16 protein-coding genes are annotated in these 14,742 nt (G+C 67.3%); 10 read left to right on the top strand and 6 right to left on the bottom strand.

All coding sequences use genetic code 11. The annotated features are described in order from the left end of the window. Position 1: 1 nt before the first annotated feature. From AVS7_RS08860 to AVS7_RS08830, 8 genes are all read left to right on the top strand, one after another. Positions 2-1,000, top strand: coding sequence for a DNA-binding protein (locus AVS7_RS08860; protein WP_020228094.1), 999 nt, complete (start codon positions 2-4; stop codon positions 998-1,000). Positions 1,001-1,150: 150 nt separating this feature from the next. Continuing rightward, complete coding sequence (locus tag AVS7_RS24330; protein ID WP_024001206.1) at positions 1,151-1,996, top strand: hypothetical protein; 846 nt, start codon at positions 1,151-1,153, stop codon at positions 1,994-1,996. Positions 1,997-2,277: 281 nt separating this feature from the next. Continuing rightward, the gene (locus tag AVS7_RS23610; protein ID WP_024001205.1) at positions 2,278-2,979 is read left to right on the top strand and encodes an Abi-alpha family protein; all 702 of its coding nucleotides are present in this window, start codon (positions 2,278-2,280) and stop codon (positions 2,977-2,979) included. 264 nt (positions 2,980-3,243) lie between these two features. After that, positions 3,244-3,567 (top strand): H-NS family nucleoid-associated regulatory protein, encoded by a 324-nt coding sequence (locus AVS7_RS08850; RefSeq protein ID WP_159402782.1) that lies wholly within the window; start codon positions 3,244-3,246, stop codon positions 3,565-3,567. Positions 3,568-3,707: 140 nt separating this feature from the next. Further along, positions 3,708-4,640 carry a hydroxymethylglutaryl-CoA lyase gene (locus tag AVS7_RS08845; RefSeq protein WP_020228092.1) on the top strand — a complete coding sequence of 311 codons (933 nt, stop codon included), beginning with the start codon at positions 3,708-3,710 and terminating at the stop codon, positions 4,638-4,640. A gap of 13 nt (positions 4,641-4,653) precedes the next feature. After that, entirely contained in the window at positions 4,654-5,289 is a 636-nt protein-coding gene (locus AVS7_RS08840) for a GntR family transcriptional regulator (protein ID WP_020228091.1), read from the top strand. A gap of 135 nt (positions 5,290-5,424) precedes the next feature. Next, positions 5,425-7,245 carry a long-chain fatty acid--CoA ligase gene (locus AVS7_RS08835; protein WP_200405918.1) on the top strand — a complete coding sequence of 607 codons (1,821 nt, stop codon included), beginning with the start codon at positions 5,425-5,427 and terminating at the stop codon, positions 7,243-7,245. Positions 7,246-7,247: 2 nt separating this feature from the next. Further along, positions 7,248-8,024 carry an SDR family NAD(P)-dependent oxidoreductase gene (locus AVS7_RS08830; RefSeq protein WP_020228089.1) on the top strand — a complete coding sequence of 259 codons (777 nt, stop codon included), beginning with the start codon at positions 7,248-7,250 and terminating at the stop codon, positions 8,022-8,024. A 60-nt stretch (positions 8,025-8,084) separates the two neighbouring features. Here the strand turns inward: AVS7_RS08830 and AVS7_RS08825 are convergent, their stop codons facing one another. The 6 genes from AVS7_RS08825 to AVS7_RS08800 all read right to left on the bottom strand — a co-directional run bounded on the left by AVS7_RS08825 (position 8,085) and on the right by AVS7_RS08800 (position 13,043). Further along, positions 8,085-8,699, bottom strand: coding sequence for an SAM-dependent methyltransferase (locus AVS7_RS08825; protein ID WP_034690394.1), 615 nt, complete (start codon positions 8,697-8,699; stop codon positions 8,085-8,087). After that, a complete protein-coding gene (locus AVS7_RS08820; protein WP_020228087.1) occupies positions 8,696-9,502 on the bottom strand; it encodes a PIG-L deacetylase family protein in 807 nt (268 codons plus the stop codon). The genes AVS7_RS08825 and AVS7_RS08820 overlap by 4 nt, the downstream gene beginning before the upstream one ends. Continuing rightward, positions 9,490-10,512 (bottom strand): hypothetical protein, encoded by a 1,023-nt coding sequence (locus AVS7_RS08815; protein WP_020228086.1) that lies wholly within the window; start codon positions 10,510-10,512, stop codon positions 9,490-9,492. The genes AVS7_RS08820 and AVS7_RS08815 overlap by 13 nt, the downstream gene beginning before the upstream one ends. Beyond that, entirely contained in the window at positions 10,509-11,189 is a 681-nt protein-coding gene (locus tag AVS7_RS08810) for a glycosyltransferase family 2 protein (RefSeq protein WP_020228085.1), read from the bottom strand. The genes AVS7_RS08815 and AVS7_RS08810 overlap by 4 nt, the downstream gene beginning before the upstream one ends. A 170-nt stretch (positions 11,190-11,359) precedes the next feature. Continuing rightward, entirely contained in the window at positions 11,360-12,586 is a 1,227-nt protein-coding gene (locus tag AVS7_RS08805) for an MFS transporter (protein WP_020228084.1), read from the bottom strand. Then, positions 12,570-13,043: a MarR family winged helix-turn-helix transcriptional regulator gene (locus AVS7_RS08800; protein ID WP_020228083.1), complete on the bottom strand. Its 474-nt coding sequence runs from the start codon at positions 13,041-13,043 to the stop codon at positions 12,570-12,572. The genes AVS7_RS08805 and AVS7_RS08800 overlap by 17 nt, the downstream gene beginning before the upstream one ends. Positions 13,044-13,100: 57 nt before the next feature. On the opposite strand from AVS7_RS08800, the gene AVS7_RS08795 reads away from it, so the two are divergent. Beyond that, positions 13,101-13,652, top strand: coding sequence for a PaaI family thioesterase (locus AVS7_RS08795; protein ID WP_020228082.1), 552 nt, complete (start codon positions 13,101-13,103; stop codon positions 13,650-13,652). Continuing rightward, positions 13,649-14,098: a lactoylglutathione lyase gene (gene gloA, locus AVS7_RS08790; RefSeq protein ID WP_034690392.1), complete on the top strand. Its 450-nt coding sequence runs from the start codon at positions 13,649-13,651 to the stop codon at positions 14,096-14,098. The genes AVS7_RS08795 and gloA overlap by 4 nt, the downstream gene beginning before the upstream one ends. Positions 14,099-14,742 lie beyond the last annotated feature (644 nt).

Below are 14,742 nucleotides of genomic sequence, written 5' to 3'. Positions count from 1 at the left end.
TATGAGCCAAGAACTTGAGATCCAAGCCGAAGTTGAAGCCCTGCGGGAGCGATTCAGCGACACCAAAACGCTGTACCGCGAGGTCTGCGCGCTGCTGTTTTTTCGGCACGGCATCACGCCCACCGCGAGCAAGCTCTATCAGCATGTGCGGAAGGGATCCATGAGCGCCCCGGCCGAGGCGCTGGCCAAGTTCTGGGAAGAGTTGCGTGACAAGGCGCGGGTGGAGATCGACCACCCGGATCTGCCTGATGCGCTGAAACAGGCAGCAGGTCAGGCCGTCAGCGTTTTGTGGACACAGGCGACAGAATTGGCACGCGAGGAACTGACGGCAATACGCGTTGAGACCCGCGCTGAGGTCCAAAGCGCCCAGGCAAGCCTGGAGGAGGTTCAGCAGCGAAACACCGATCTGAAGACGCAAATTCAGGCTGCGCAGGAAAAGGTTGCAGAGCTGGCAGACCAACTGCAGAGCCTGGGTGCCGAACTGGAGCAGGAGCGGCGCACTCACGCGGCCGCTACGGCACGGGGTGAAGCCCTATCGCGGCAGGTGGATGAGCTGAAGCTGGAGCAGGCCAAGAGCCGCCAGCATTTCAGTGCCGAGTTGGAAAAGGGGCGTGCAGCCATTGATGAAGCTGCCCAACGGGCTACTGAGGCGGAACACCGGGCCCTTCGTGAGATTGACCGGGAGCGCACCGCGCGTGCGCAGGCAGACAAGCAACTGGAGCACCTGCGCAGCAAGCTCGCAGAATCCGAACGGGATCATCATGCCAAGCTACTGGAAGCCAATGCCGCCCAGACTCGACTGGCTGCGGAATTGGACAGTGCACGAGTCGCCATGGCCGAAAGCTCCACACTGAACCAGGCACAGGCCACCGAGCTGCAGCAAGCCCTTCAAGCGGTGGCACAGCACAAGGCTGAAGCTGATACTTTGCGTGCTCTGGTCGAGCAGTTCAGACCTGCACAAAGGTCCACGCGTAGAAAGCGTGGTAGCGACGCGCCATAAGGGCAGTGAGTGAGTTTCATTCTTGTCGTAGCAACTAAAGACTTTGAACGGCCGGGACTATCCAAGCTAGCATTCATCGATAAAACACTTTCTCAATAAATGATCCCTACGGATTCCTTTTCGAACATTCATCAGGAGTACCTGGCAGCGATGAAGTGGATGGCCAGTCTAGGGATTGACCTGCAGATGGGACGCACTTCCAACTATGAAAAGGTCATAGGTTACTGGAAGGATGCGTACCTCACTGCTTCTATCGAGGAGGCGAACCAAGCGTTCCCAGACTTTGTGAGTTCACTGCTTGAAATCATAGAGTTCACAAGAATCCACCAGGCCTTGCAGGACGTTCCGCAACTGCAACTAAAGTCAGTGATTGAGAAGCTGAAAAAGGCCGTCAATGGCCCGGTCAATGCAGCCAATGAAACCCCAAAATCCACCGCCGCACGCAATTTCCTATTCGAAGCCAGTGTGGCAGCCATGGTCCATCGTCCAGATCGCAGCGTGGAGGCGATCTTGAACGCGCGCAGTGACACAGGAATTAAAATCGAGGGACGAAAGATTTGGGTTGAGTGCAAACGGGTGACAACGGAGCAGGCGCTGGAGGGTAATCTGCGCAAGGCCTGCTCACAACTTCAAGAGACTTTTAAAACCGAGATTGGGTCGGGCCACAGGGGCATCGTTGCGATGGATGTGTCAAAGATACTCAATCCGAAAGGAGATCTTTTGGTTGCCAAGGATGATGCCGATTTAACAAGGACGCTCGCGCGTACGCTGCGGCATTTCGCCGACAAGCATTCCGGCCTCTGGCAACGTATTTACACCGAGAAGAGCCGAAAGATCATTGGAACAGTCTTTCGGCTGTCGTGCTTAGGTATGACTGAATCAAAAAGGATGGCTGTTCAGTGCTCCCAATGGGCAGTAAGCCCAAGAGCAGACGCAACAGCAGCAGATGTTCAGATTCAAGAGCGACTGGTGGAAGCTTTGTCGCAAGATCTCTGAAGTATGTGCTCGGTAGTGAGCCCGTCGCACCTAGGAGACTCCGTCCAGCCATACCGTCCACAAATGAGCCCTCTGTACCAAGCGATAGGCTTCAATAGTTTTATGTGGTTTTGAATTTTTATTTATGTAGGGTTTTGAATCGTATCTCGGCACATCATCATATCGGTCGCGCATTTTCAATCTGCACCGAAACCCAATCGTAAGAGACGGAGTACTGTGACCTCAAACGACCGGTGAGTTGTGTCGGCAGTGGTCAAAATTGGCAAAAAACAGGAGGCGATATGGACGATGACGCAATGGTAGAAGGAGCAAAAGCTATACAAGAAGTTGCCAAAACAGCGAATACTGGCCTAGAAACACTTCAGAAATCAGGTGGATATTTAGCTCAGCTTTTCAGCGGCGTACTGGAACAATGGTTTGGAATCAAAGAGGATAACCTGCGATTCAAGCGAGCATCGAATTTATTCAAGCTGCACCAAAAGTTGGAGGCCGAGTTGCACAATTTAGGGGTGCCTCAGTCCAAACTTGATGAGTTGCCGCTTAACTTTCTTTTACCTGCTCTCAGCGAAGCCAGCCTTGAAGGTGACGAGGAAGTCTTGGAAATATGGGCCCGTTTGGTGGCCAATTCCGTTCAGAGCGGAAAGCCGAGAGTAGCCTTTGTTTCAATACTCAAAGAGATGACTCCTCTCGACGCCCGTGTCTTCGCCGCTATCTACAGCATTTCTTCACCTAGCGGCAGATTTGTGCAAGTCGCCATCGAAGGGCTTCCTGATAAGGTGGAGATTATCCAAGAGCGCGAATATTCTCGCCCTTCCTCCGAGGTCATTGAGTCCCTTGCCAACTTGGAGAGGTTGGGCATCATTGCTTTTGGAACGTCTTGGTCAGGAGGCGAGGTTTTCGAACGAGCCAACCAAACCACGTTGGGCCAAGCCCTCTTCAATGCAATCAAGCCGCACAACGACACAATTATGACCAGTTCTTAGCATCTAACCAATTATCCCAACGACGGGTATAGATCGCGAAGTTCAAGGCGGTAGTGAACCCAAAGGCTGGTGAGTGGTGCTCCTAGGTCCTGAGCAGTTCTTTTTCCAAGCTGGCATATCGGGATAAAGAATGGATTCTTAATAAGAAAAAGCTTATAAATCAAAACTGGCCGTATCCGTCCCTGAGCTGCTACGAGTAACACTTCTGATGCAGCGCATTCTATGTACCAGGAGGAGATTGAATTGCCAAGGACACTTGCGCAAATGAAGAAACGCCTTGAAGAGGCGATGCACGAAGCCAGTGAGGCAGAGGAGATCATTCCTCTGTTGAAGGAAGCCATCGCTCAGTTCGATCTGGAGCCTGACGATCTCTTTGAGCAGCGCCCGGAAACTTCGAAGCGGCCAGCATCTGACGCCGCGAAAGGGCGAGCAGCAGCATCGCAAGCCAAGGCGGTGTATCAAGACGCGGATGGCAACACGTGGGCCGGGCGCGGGCGTCGGCCCACATGGTTGAACGAAGCGCTTGAGCGCGGAAAAGCCTTGGAAGACTTCAAGCTCGGAGGTGCACGTCTTCGCAAGGCTAAATGATTGATCCAGAAGGACTTTTTGCCTCTGGTTTCAGATTCTGCTCAAAAACCGACATCTCCCCCGTCTCATCGAGAACGACATCGCCAAGGCGAAGGCGACGATCCAGGCGGCGCACATCCAGGTGCAGCAATAGGCCCGCTATGTCCGAGCGCGTCACCGTCACCGAAGTCGGCCCCCGCGACGGGCTGCAGCTGATCGCCCAGCCCGTCTCCACCGAGGCGAAGATCGCCTGGATCCGGGCGCTGCACGCGGCCGGCCTGAGGGACATCGAGGTCGGCAGCTTCGTCTCGCCGCGCCTCGTGCCGCAGATGGCCGACTCCGCGGCGGTGGTGGCGCAGGCGCTGCAGATCGAAGGGCTGACGGTCTACGCCCTCGCCGCCAACCTCAAGGGCGCCATGGCGGCCTACGCGGCGGGCGCCCACGTCATCGTGATTCCGCTCTCGGCCAGCGACCGGCACAGCCGCGCCAACGTGAACAAGGGCACGCTGGAGCACATCGCCGCCATCGGCGACATCATCGAGTGGCTGCGCGCGCAGCCGCGGCCCGTGCGCGTCGATTGCGTGACCGCCTCGGCCTTCGGCTGCTCGGTGGCCGGCACCGTGCCGCTGAAAGACGTGGTGGCCGCCGCCAAGGCGCTGGCCCTGGCCGGCGCCGACCGCATCACCCTGGCCGACACGGTGGGCTATGCCCATCCGGCCCTGGTGCAGGGCACCGTGCGCGCCGTGCAGGACGCTGTGGGCCCGCTGCTGCACAAGCTCCACCTGCACGACACCATGGGCCTGGGGCTCGCCAACGCGCTGGCGGGCCTGCAGGAAGGCATCCGCGAATTCGATGCATGCATGGGCGGGCTGGGCGGCTGCCCCTTCGCGCCCGGCGCGTCGGGCAACATCGTAACCGAGGACCTGGTCTTCATGCTGGAGAGCATGGGCTACGCCACGCACGTCGACCTCCCCGCCCTCCTGGCGGCCCGCGCCGCCATCGCGCCGCACCTGTCCGCGGGGGCGCTGCGCGGCGGCGTTCCCGTGGCGGGCATTCCGGCCACCTACCAGTCCGCCAGCGCCTCCATGCACTGATATTCTCGGGCGCATGAAGACCGTCCCGCTGCCCCGCCAAGCCCTGTACGAAGAAGTGGCTGAACTGCTGCGCCAGCGCATCTTCCGCCAGGAGCTGGAGCCCGGCAGCTGGATCGACGAGCTGAGGATCGCCGAGGAAATCGGCATCAGCCGCACGCCGCTGCGCGAGGCGCTGAAGGTGCTCGCGGCCGAAGGCCTGGTCACGATGAAGGTGCGCCGCGGCGCCTACGTGACGGAGATATCGGAGAAAGACCTGCACGACGTCTACCATCTGCTCGCGCTGCTGGAGAGCGACGCGGCCGGCGTGGTGGCGTCCACCGCCACGCCCCAGCAGTTGGGCGAGCTGGAGGCTCTGCACGCCGAGCTGGCCGCCGCCGCGGGCGACCGCGAGCGCTTCTTCACCCTCAACGAGCGCTTCCACCTGCGCCTGCTGGAGCTGGCCGACAACCGCTGGCGCGGCCAGATGGTGGCCGACCTGCGCAAGGTGATGAAGCTCAGTCGCCACCACTCTCTGTTCAAGCAGGGGCGCATTGAGGATTCGCTGGCCGAGCACGAGGCCGTCATGTCTGCGCTGCGCGCGCGCGACGCGCAAGGCGCCGCGCAGACCATGCGCGCGCATTTCGCCCACGGGCTGGAAGCCGCCGGCTGACGCGCTGGCTGCGATAATCCGCGGCACGGTCGTGCGGAAATCTGCACGAAATCCGCTTCCAAGCCTCGCCAGGAAAGCGCTGGCAGCTCCTGTTTTTGACATTTTCAAGGCCGGGACAGCCGGCCGATGGTGCGCATGACCTCCACCCTTCCCGACCTGCACGCCGTGCAGACGCTGCCCGAGCTGCTGGCCCTGCGCGCGCGCCTCACCCCCGCCGCCGAGGCCTACCGCCAGTGCGATTCCGCCACCGGCCAGTGGACTGGCCTCACCTGGGCCCAGACGCACGAGCGCGTGCAGCAGTGGAGCCGCGCCGTGGCCGCCAGCGGCCTGCCCGCCGGCGCGCGCGTGGCCATCCTGCTGCCCAACGGGCTGGATGCGATGAGCATCGACCAAGCCGTGCTCGCCACCGGCTGCGTGCCCGTGCCGCTGCACGCCATCGACAACCCCGGCAGCATCGCCTACATCCTGGCGGACGCCGAGGTGTCCCTGCTCGTCGTGGCCGACACGGCGCAGTGGGAGCGCATCCGCGCCGTGGGCACGCCCCTGCCGCACCTGCTGGGCGTGGTGGTCGCCGGTCCGGTGGCGGAGGCAACTCCCGGCGATGTTCCCGTGGCGCCGCTGTCCGCCTGGCTGGCCCATGCCGCGCCGGACACGCCGCTGCCTCCCCCGCCCGGCCCCGGCGACCTGGCGGCCATCGTCTACACCAGCGGCACCACCGGCAAGCCCAAGGGGGTGATGCTCACGCACGCCAACGTGATCGCCGACGTGAAGGCCGTGCTAGCGCGCATCGTGCCCACGCCGGACGACGTGTTCCTCTCCTTCCTGCCGCTGTCGCACACCTTCGAGCGCACCGGCGGCTACTACCTGCCCATGGCCGCGGGCAGCTGCGTGGCCTATGCGCGCTCGGTGGCGCAGCTGGCCGAGGACCTGCGCACCGTGCGCCCCACCGTGCTGGTGTCGGTGCCGCGCATCTACGAGCGCGTGCACGCCAAGCTCATCGAGAAGCTCTCGCCCTCGCCCTTCAAGATGCGCCTGTTCCAGGCCGCGCAGTCCGTGGGCTGGCAGCGCTTCCGCGCCGCGCAGCGCCTGCCTGCCGCGCCGCAGGACGGCGCGGGCGGCTGGCTGCGCGCCCTGCCCTGGCCGCTGCTGCGCGCGCTGGTGGCCCGGCCGCTGCTGGCGCAGTTCGGCGGGCGCGTGCGCGTGGCGGTGAGCGGCGGCGCGCCGCTGTCGCCCACCATCGCCCAGTGCTTCCTGGGCCTCGGCCTGCCGCTGGTGCAGGGCTACGGCATGACCGAGACCACGCCCGTGGTCAGCGTCAACACGCTGGAGGACAACGACCCCGCCACCGTGGGCCGCGCGCTGCCCGGCGTGGAGGTGCGCATCGGCGAGAACCGCGAGCTGCAGGTGCGCGGCCCCATCGTCATGAAGGGCTACTGGAAGCGCCCCGAGGACACCGCCCGCATCCTCTCCGAAGACGGCTGGCTGGGCACGGGCGACCAGGCCGAGATCGTTCACGGCCGCATCCGCATCCTGGGCCGCATCAAGGAGATCATCGTCACCTCCACCGGCGAGAAGGTGCCGCCCGGCGACCTGGAGCTGGCCATCACGGGCGACGCGCTGTTCGGCCAGGCCTTCGTGGTGGGCGAGCAGCGCCCCTTCATCGCCTGCGTGGGCGTGGTGCAGCCCGAGGAATGGCGCCAGCTCGCGCGCCAGCTCGGCCTGGACCCCGGCGACGACGCCAGCCTGGCGCACCCCAGCGTCCAGCGCGCGGCGCTGGCACGCATCGAGCGGCAGGCTGCCAGCTTTCCGCGCTATGCTGTGCCGCGCGCTGTGCGCCTGGTGCGCGAGCCGTGGACCATCGAGAACACCTTCATGACGCCCACGCTCAAGCTCAAGCGCAACAACCTCTCCGCCCACTACGCGCAGGCCATCGAGGCCATGTACCAGAAACGCTAACCATGACCCAAGACCCCATCCAGTTCGGCCTGCGGGGCCGCGTGTGCATCGTCACGGGCGGCGCCCAGGGCATCGGCGAGGCCTGCGTGCGCCGCTTCGCGCGCGAGGGTGCCCTGCCCATCGTCGCCGACGTGGATGAAGCGCGCGGCCGTGCGCTGGCCCAGGAGACCGGCGCCGCCTTCGTGCGCTGCGACGTGGGCGACAAGGCCCAGGTGGACGCGCTGGTGCGCGAGACGCTGGCGCTGCACGGGCGCATCGACGTGCTGGTGAACAACGCCGGCATCTTCCGCGCGGCCGATTTCCTGGAAGTGACCGAGGAGGACTTCGACGCCGTGCTGCGCGTCAACCTCAAGGGCGCCTTCCTCATGGGCCAGGCGGCGGCGCGCGCCATGGCGGATGCGGGTGGCGGCAGCATCGTCAACATGAGTTCGGTCAACGGCGTGCTGGCGATTCCCAACATCGCCAGCTACAACGTCAGCAAGGGCGGCATCAATCAGCTCACGCGCGTGATGGCGCTGGCGCTGGCCGACAGGAACATCCGAGTGAACGCCGTGGCCCCCGGCACCATCGCCACCGAGCTGGCCGCCAAGGCGGTGCTGACCAGCGAGGACGCCCAGCGCAAGATCCTGGGCCGCACGCCCATGAAGCGCCTGGGCGAGCCCGCCGAGGTGGCCGACGTGGTGGCCTGGCTCGCCAGCGACGCCGCCAGCTACGTGACTGGCGAGATCGTCACCGTGGACGGCGGGCGCATGACGCTGAACTACACGGTGCCTGTCTGAAACTATCGAAACGATAGCTGCAAGCGCTTGCCAGACAAGCGCTGGAGGCCGTTTTTTCTCTTATTCCAGCCGATGCTCCAGCCCGGCCGCGCTGGGCCCCGCACACCACACGTCCAGGCGGAAATCCACATCCCGCACCTCCAGCACACGCGGCAGCGCCAGGCCCGCGTGCAGGCAGGCGTGCACGGCGTCGCCGTCCAGCGCGCAGTCCGGTATCGGGTGCCGCCAGTGGCAGGCCAGCACGGTGCCGTGCGGCAGCAGGCTCGCGCGCAGGGCATGCAGCAGGGCGTCCAGCGCGGGCGGCGCCAGGTAGTAGAGAAATTCGCTGAGCACGACCAGGTCGAACAGGCGGCCGTGCGGCCACTGCTCGGGAAGCCAGGCCTGCACGCATTCCACGTGCGTCTGCCCCGCAAGGCGCTCGCGCGTGGCGTGCACGGCCGGGGCGGCGGTGTCGCAGGCCAGCAGGCGGTCGCAGCGCGTGGTCAGCGGCGCAGTCAGGCCGCCGTTGGCGCAGGCAGGCTCGAAGGCGGCGCCGTAGCGCTGGCGCGGCAGGCTGGCGAGCACCAGGGCGCGCTTGCGGGCCTCGTACCAGCTGCCCTCGAAGCGCCAGGGATCGGGGCTGCGCGCGTAGAGGCGCTCGAAGAACGGCGCATCCATCGCGGCGCCAGCGTTCATGGCTCGACGAAGAAATATTCTGCGCCCCACTCGGCGCGCTGCAGGATGGCCTCTTCGAGGATGGGCGGCAGCCCGCCCGCGCGCGGCGTTCTCTGCGTGGCGTGCAGGGCCAGCGCGTGGCGCTTGCAGGCGGCCGAATCGGGCGCCACGGGCACGGCGCACAGGCGCGCCCAGGGGATCAGCGGGTCGCGGGTGTCGGCCCAGTGCCACATCCAGACCGGCGCCTCGGCCACGGTGCAGCCCTGGCGTGCGGCGGCGGCCACGGTGGCGGCGCCGCAGGCTTCGTGGTCGGGGTGGCCGTCCCAGCGCCAGGTGGTGAGCGCCACGTCGCCCGGCTGCAGCAGCGCTTCCAGCGTGGCCTGCAGGCGCGGCGCATAGCGCATCACGCGCCCGTCGGGCACGCCCAGGCGCAGCACGGGCAGCGCCCGCCCGGCCGAGAGGCGCAGCAGGCCGGCCGCGCTTTCCGCGCGGCGCTGCTCGGCCAGGCGCGGCGCGGGCCATTCGGGGTCGCCCGGGTGGCTGGCCTCGCCGTCGGTCACGGCCACGACCAGTGCCTCGCCGCCGCGCGCCAGGTGCCCGTGCAGCAGGCCGCCACAGGCCAGCACTTCGTCGTCGGGGTGCGGCGCCACCACCACCAGGCGCTGCGCGGGCGTGAGCCAGGGCGGGCTGGTATGGCGTGTCACGCCCATGCGCGCCAGCCAGGACTGCCAGACGTCGGCGGGCGTGCCCGCGCCGGCGATGTGGCGCGTTCTGGGGGGCGCGGCCACGGTGGCGGCGCGCTCGGCGGTGGTCACAAAGTCCATGGGGCCTCCTCTTGTGCGGCGAACTGGCCCAGGGCGGCATCGTCCTTGGGGCCATGGCTCTGGCGGATGAACACGGGCAGGTCGGCGGCGTGGCGGGCGAAGGCCGCGTCCTGGCAGAACGGGGCGGCGCCCAGCGCCTGGCCGGCTTCGTCGAGCACGGTGCGCGCGGTGCGCTCGGCCGACTGGCGCGTGCGCAGCGCCACGGCCTGCGCCGGGGCGCGCGGGTGCGCGTCGATCCATGCCGCGGCGGCGCGCAGCAGCGCCGCCGTGGATTGCAATGCCACGTCCGTGCGGCCCAGTGCGGCCTGCCGCCAGGGCGGCGCGGAGGGCTGGCGCGCCGCGCGGTGCAGCGCCTGGCCGATGGTGCAGGCGCTGCCCCACCAGCACGCGGCGATGCCCGCGCCGCCCTGCCAGAAGCCGGGGCGGTCGAGGTAGGCGCCTTCCGCGCCCACGGCGATGGCGGGCGCGTCGTCGAAATGCACGACCGCCGTGGCGCTGCCCGCCATGCCGACGGCCTGCCAGCCCTGGCCGTCCACGCGCACGCCGGGCTGGCGCAGCGCCACGGCCACGAGCTGGGGGTGTTCGCGGCCCGGCCGCCACGCGGTCACCAGCGCATGCGTGAGCGATGCGGCGCCTGAGCACCACGCCTTCGCGCCGCGCAGCCGCCCGTCGGGCGTGAGCGTGGCGCGGGCCGGGGGCGCCTCGGCCGCCCAGGTGCCCCAGAGGGCGCCCGCCGGGCCGGGCGCGCCGCCCAGTTCGGCCAGGATGGCCAGCGCATCGGTATGGCCTTCGTAGAGCTTGGCCAGCGACAGGTCGTGCGCCGCCACGGCGGCCAGCGCCTGCCAGCGCGCGAGCGTGGCCCCCTGGCCGGGCAGCGGCAGGCGGTCGCAGCCCGCGTCCACCAGGCGTCGCAACTGCTGCGCCGCGTCGCCGCCACCCTCGCCCGCCAGGCAGGCGTGCACGCGCTGCGCTGGCGGCTGGGGCAGGGATGCGATGGCCGACGCGCTCATGCCGCGGCCCCCATGGCGTGCAAGGACGGCAGCGCCAGCCGCTCCAGCGTGGCGCCGAAGCCCTCGCACGCGCGGTAGCTGCGGCGTGCGCTGGTGGTGACGCGCGGCGCCGCGCTCCAGGCGATGCGCGCGCCCCAGGCCTGCAGCGCGCGCACCAGCGCCACGTCTTCATGGCAGGCCAGCGGCGCGAAGCCGCCCGCGCCGTTGTAGGCATGGGCGCTCACGCCCAGGTTGGCGCCGTGGATGTGGCCGTGGCCGTCCGCGTCGCGGTAGCCGGCCTCGAACGCCGCGCGCACGCCAGGCGGGTGCTCGCGCCAGTCCTGCACCTGCACCGTGCCGCACACCGCGTCGCTGCGCTGCGCGAGCTGCTGCGACAGCCAGTCGGGCGCGACGCGGCTGTCGGCATCGGTGAAGGCCAGCCAGCGCGCACCGGCCGCCAGCGCCGCCTGCGCCCCGGCCGCGCGCGCCAGGCCCACGTTGCGCGCCTGCACGTGCACCGTGAGCGCGCCCCAGCGCACGGCGACGGCGTGCGAGCCGTCGGTGCAGCAGTCGAGCGCGACGACGACGAGCACGTCCTCGCCCTCCAGGCGGGGGCAGCGCGCCGCGCGGCGCAATGAGCGCAGGCAGGCGCCGAGGTGGCGTTCTTCATCATGCGCGGGAACGACGATGGCGATCATGGCGGCGCGGCGGGAGTGGAAGGTGTCCCGACGGTAGCTGCCCCGCCCTGCCCGCCCGCGTAGGACGCCGGAGATTGGCGCCCGAGGAAAAAGGCGCGGCTCTCAGTAGACCAGCTACCAGAAATATAGCTGCCAGCGCTTGCTGTACAAGCGCTGGAGGCCGATTTTGCTCATGCCCTGGCAGGTGCCAGCGCGTGCGATTCCCGGATCGGCAGGCTCGCCAGCGCGGCGCCCGCGGCCAGGGCGATGTCCACGTACCAGACCCAGTCGTAGCTGCCCGTGGCCTGGAACACCGTGCCGCCGAGGTAGGCGCCCAGGAAGCCGCCGATCTGGTGCGCCAGCATCACCAGCCCGAACAGCATCGCCATGTTGGCCATGCCGAACATCTTGGCCACCAGCCCTGCCGTGGGCGGCACGGTGGAGAGGAACGTCACGCCCATCACCGCCGAGAAGACCAGCACCACGGCGGGCGTCTTGGGCGCCAGCAGGAACACCAGCACCGCCACGCCGCGCGTGGTGTAGAGCAGCGCCAGCAGCGACTTCATGCGCCAGCGCCCCACGGCCCAGCCCATGAGCAGGCTGCCCGCGATGTTGAAGAGGCCGATCACCGCCAGCGCCCAGCCGCCCACCTCGGGCGGCAGCCCGCACGCGGCGATCACGCCCGGCAGGTGCGTGGCGAGAAACGCCACGTGGAAGCCGCAGACCAGGAAGCCGGCCGCCAGATAGCGGTAGCCGGGCGTGGCCAGGGCTTGCGCGATGGCCTCGCGCGCGCTCAAGGCCCGCATGCCCGACGCGGCCGCCGCCTGCGCGGCCAGCGCGTTGGAGTTGCCGCGCAGCACCCAGGCGGCGGGCAGCGCCAGCAGCATCAGCGCGCCCAGCCACTGCATCGCGCCCGCCCAGCCCACGCTGGCGGTGAGGCCCACGGCGATGGGCGCCATGGCGAACTGGCCGAACGAGCCGCCCGCGTTGACGATGCCGCTGGCCAGCCCGCGCCGCTGCGGCGGCACGAGGCGCGCGGTGGCGGCCATCAGCACCGACGGCCCCGCCATGCCCGCGCCGCCCGCCGCCAGCACGCCGATGGCGAAGACCAGCCCCGCCGTGCTCTGCATCAGCGGCGTGATGCAGGTGCCGACAACCACCAGCACCACCCCGATGGCCAGCACGCGCCCCGTGCCGATGCGGTCGGCCACCGCGCCCGCGAAGGGCTGCGTGAGGCCCCACCAGAGCTGGCCGAACGCGAAGGCCAGGCTGATGCTAGCCAGCCCCAGGCCGGTGGAGGTGTTGAGCGGCGAGAGGAACAGGCCCATGGTCTGCCGCGTGCCCATCGTGAGCGCGAAGGCGCCCGCCGCCGCCAGCAGCACCCACGCGAGGGTGCGGGAGTCACTGCGCGCCGTCATCGCCGGGCTCCGGTGCGGGGTCGAGCAGCGCCAGCGCATCGTCCAGCAGCGCGTGCAGCGCCGCCACGCGCTCCACGCCCAGCGTGTCGTTCAGGGACAGTTGCGCCACCTTCCAGCGGCGTTGCGCCTCGGCGCGCTTGGCGCGGCCCGCGTCGGTGATGTGCACAAGACGGCTGCGCGCGTCGGGCCCCGCCTCCAGCGCGACCCAGCCCGCGTCCACCAGCGGACGCAGGTTGCGCGTGAGCGTGGAGGCGTCCATGGTCATCGCCGCCGCCAGGTCGCCGGGACGGATCGGCCCGAGCTTGAGCACGTGCGAGAGCAGCGAGTACTGCGTGGTCTTGAGCCCGCAGCGCGCCATCTCCGCGTCGTAGTGTTGCGACACGCGGCGCATGAGCTGGCGCAGCTTGAAGTTGGTGCAGCCCTGCGGCTGCGTGGGTGCAGGGTCGGCGTCTTGCATGGTTTTATTGTATCTGCAATGATTGCATATGCAAATTAATAACCGGAAAGGCGCTCCATGACCCACAACCACCCCCTCGAACAATGGCTCGCGCAGGAGCGCGAAACCACCGCCCGGCTCGATGCCGGCGCAGGCCCCGGCGTCGCCCGGCGCGAGCAGATCGCCCACCTCACGGGCCTGCAGATGATGCAGGCCATGCTGCGCGGCGAGCTGCCCTACGCGACCATCGCGCGCACGCTGGACTTCCTGCTCGTCGAGGTGGACGAGGGCCGCGCCGTGTTCCAGGGCACGCCCGGCGCGGCCCACCTCAATCCCATGGGCACGGTGCACGGCGGCTGGTTCGCCACGCTGCTCGATTCGGCCCTGGGCTGCGCCGTGCACACGCGCATGCCGCCGGGGCGCGGCTACACCACGGCGGAGCTGGGCGTGAACCTGGTCAAGGCGCTCACGCCCCAGGTGCAGCGCGTGCGCGCCGAGGGCCGCGTGGTCCACTGCGGCCGCCAGCTAGCCACGGCCGAGGCGCGCCTCACCGGCCCCGACGGCACGCTGTACGCGCACGCCACTACGACCTGCCTGGTCTTCGACTTGCCGGCACAATCGCGGGCATGAGATTCCTCCACACGATGCTGCGCGTTGGCAACCTCCAGCGCTCGATTGACTTCTACACCCAGGTGCTCGGCATGCAACTGCTGCGCACCTCCGAGAACCCCGAGTACAAGTACTCGCTGGCCTTCCTCGGCTTCGACGGCGGCAACCCCGGCCAGGCCGAGATCGAGCTGACCTACAACTGGGGCACCGAGAGCTACGACATGGGCACGGCCTACGGCCACATCGCCCTGGGCGTTCCCGACGCCTACGCGGCCTGCGAGAAGATCAAGGCCGCCGGCGGCAACGTGACGCGCGAGGCCGGGCCGGTCAAGGGCGGCACGACGGTGATCGCGTTCGTGACGGATCCGGACGGCTTCAAGATCGAATTAATACAAACAAAATCAACGACTTACGAATACAGACGCCATTCAGACGCCAAAAACACCGATCCGCTGCGCAGCGCGTAGCAGATAAGCAACAGAAGCCCGTATAAGCGGGCTTCTGTTTTGTCCGGTGATGGCACGCACCATGGCTACCAACTTCCGCTCCATCGGCCAGGAGCGACCTTTCGGGCCCGCCGGCTTCATGACCGTTTCTGAGGCTGATCTGAGACGTTCATGGTCGAGGGGTTGTTGCCAACGGCCCCGGTCATGAGCGTGTCGTCATCGCTGAGCAGGTCATCGATCACGAGGCCCAAAATGGTTGCTGCACCACACAGGCCGTGGTTGGGCGTTGCGCCAGGCACCAATTGTCGATTCGAGCTCACGGTGTCGAGCAGGACAGATGGCCGATCAAACGGTGGCCGTCCTTAATGAGCTCTGGCTGCTTGCGGCGCGCCGCGTACCTGCGCGCCTTTCGCAAGGATCTCAGATTAGGTACTGTCGCGAGGTCAATTTCGGCCGGCGGCAATGACCGCAACGCTGGTATCGCCGACGATCTGGTGCTCGGATTCGATGGGTTATCGAGGATCGTGACGTTGCGTTGTGATGGTCTATCCCTTGTCGGACTTGTCAGACGAAACGTTGAGCGTGCTCAGCAAGGGCGTGTCCGAATTTTTGTGTAAACGGGTCGGACTTCAATTGACGGAGATGCGGTCTCCGAACTGAATGGT

This window comes from Acidovorax sp. MR-S7, from assembly GCF_000400995.2.
In the GTDB taxonomy this organism is placed as follows: Bacteria; Pseudomonadota; Gammaproteobacteria; order Burkholderiales; family Burkholderiaceae_C; genus MR-S7.
This window is presented reverse-complemented; position numbering and strand designations above follow the sequence as displayed.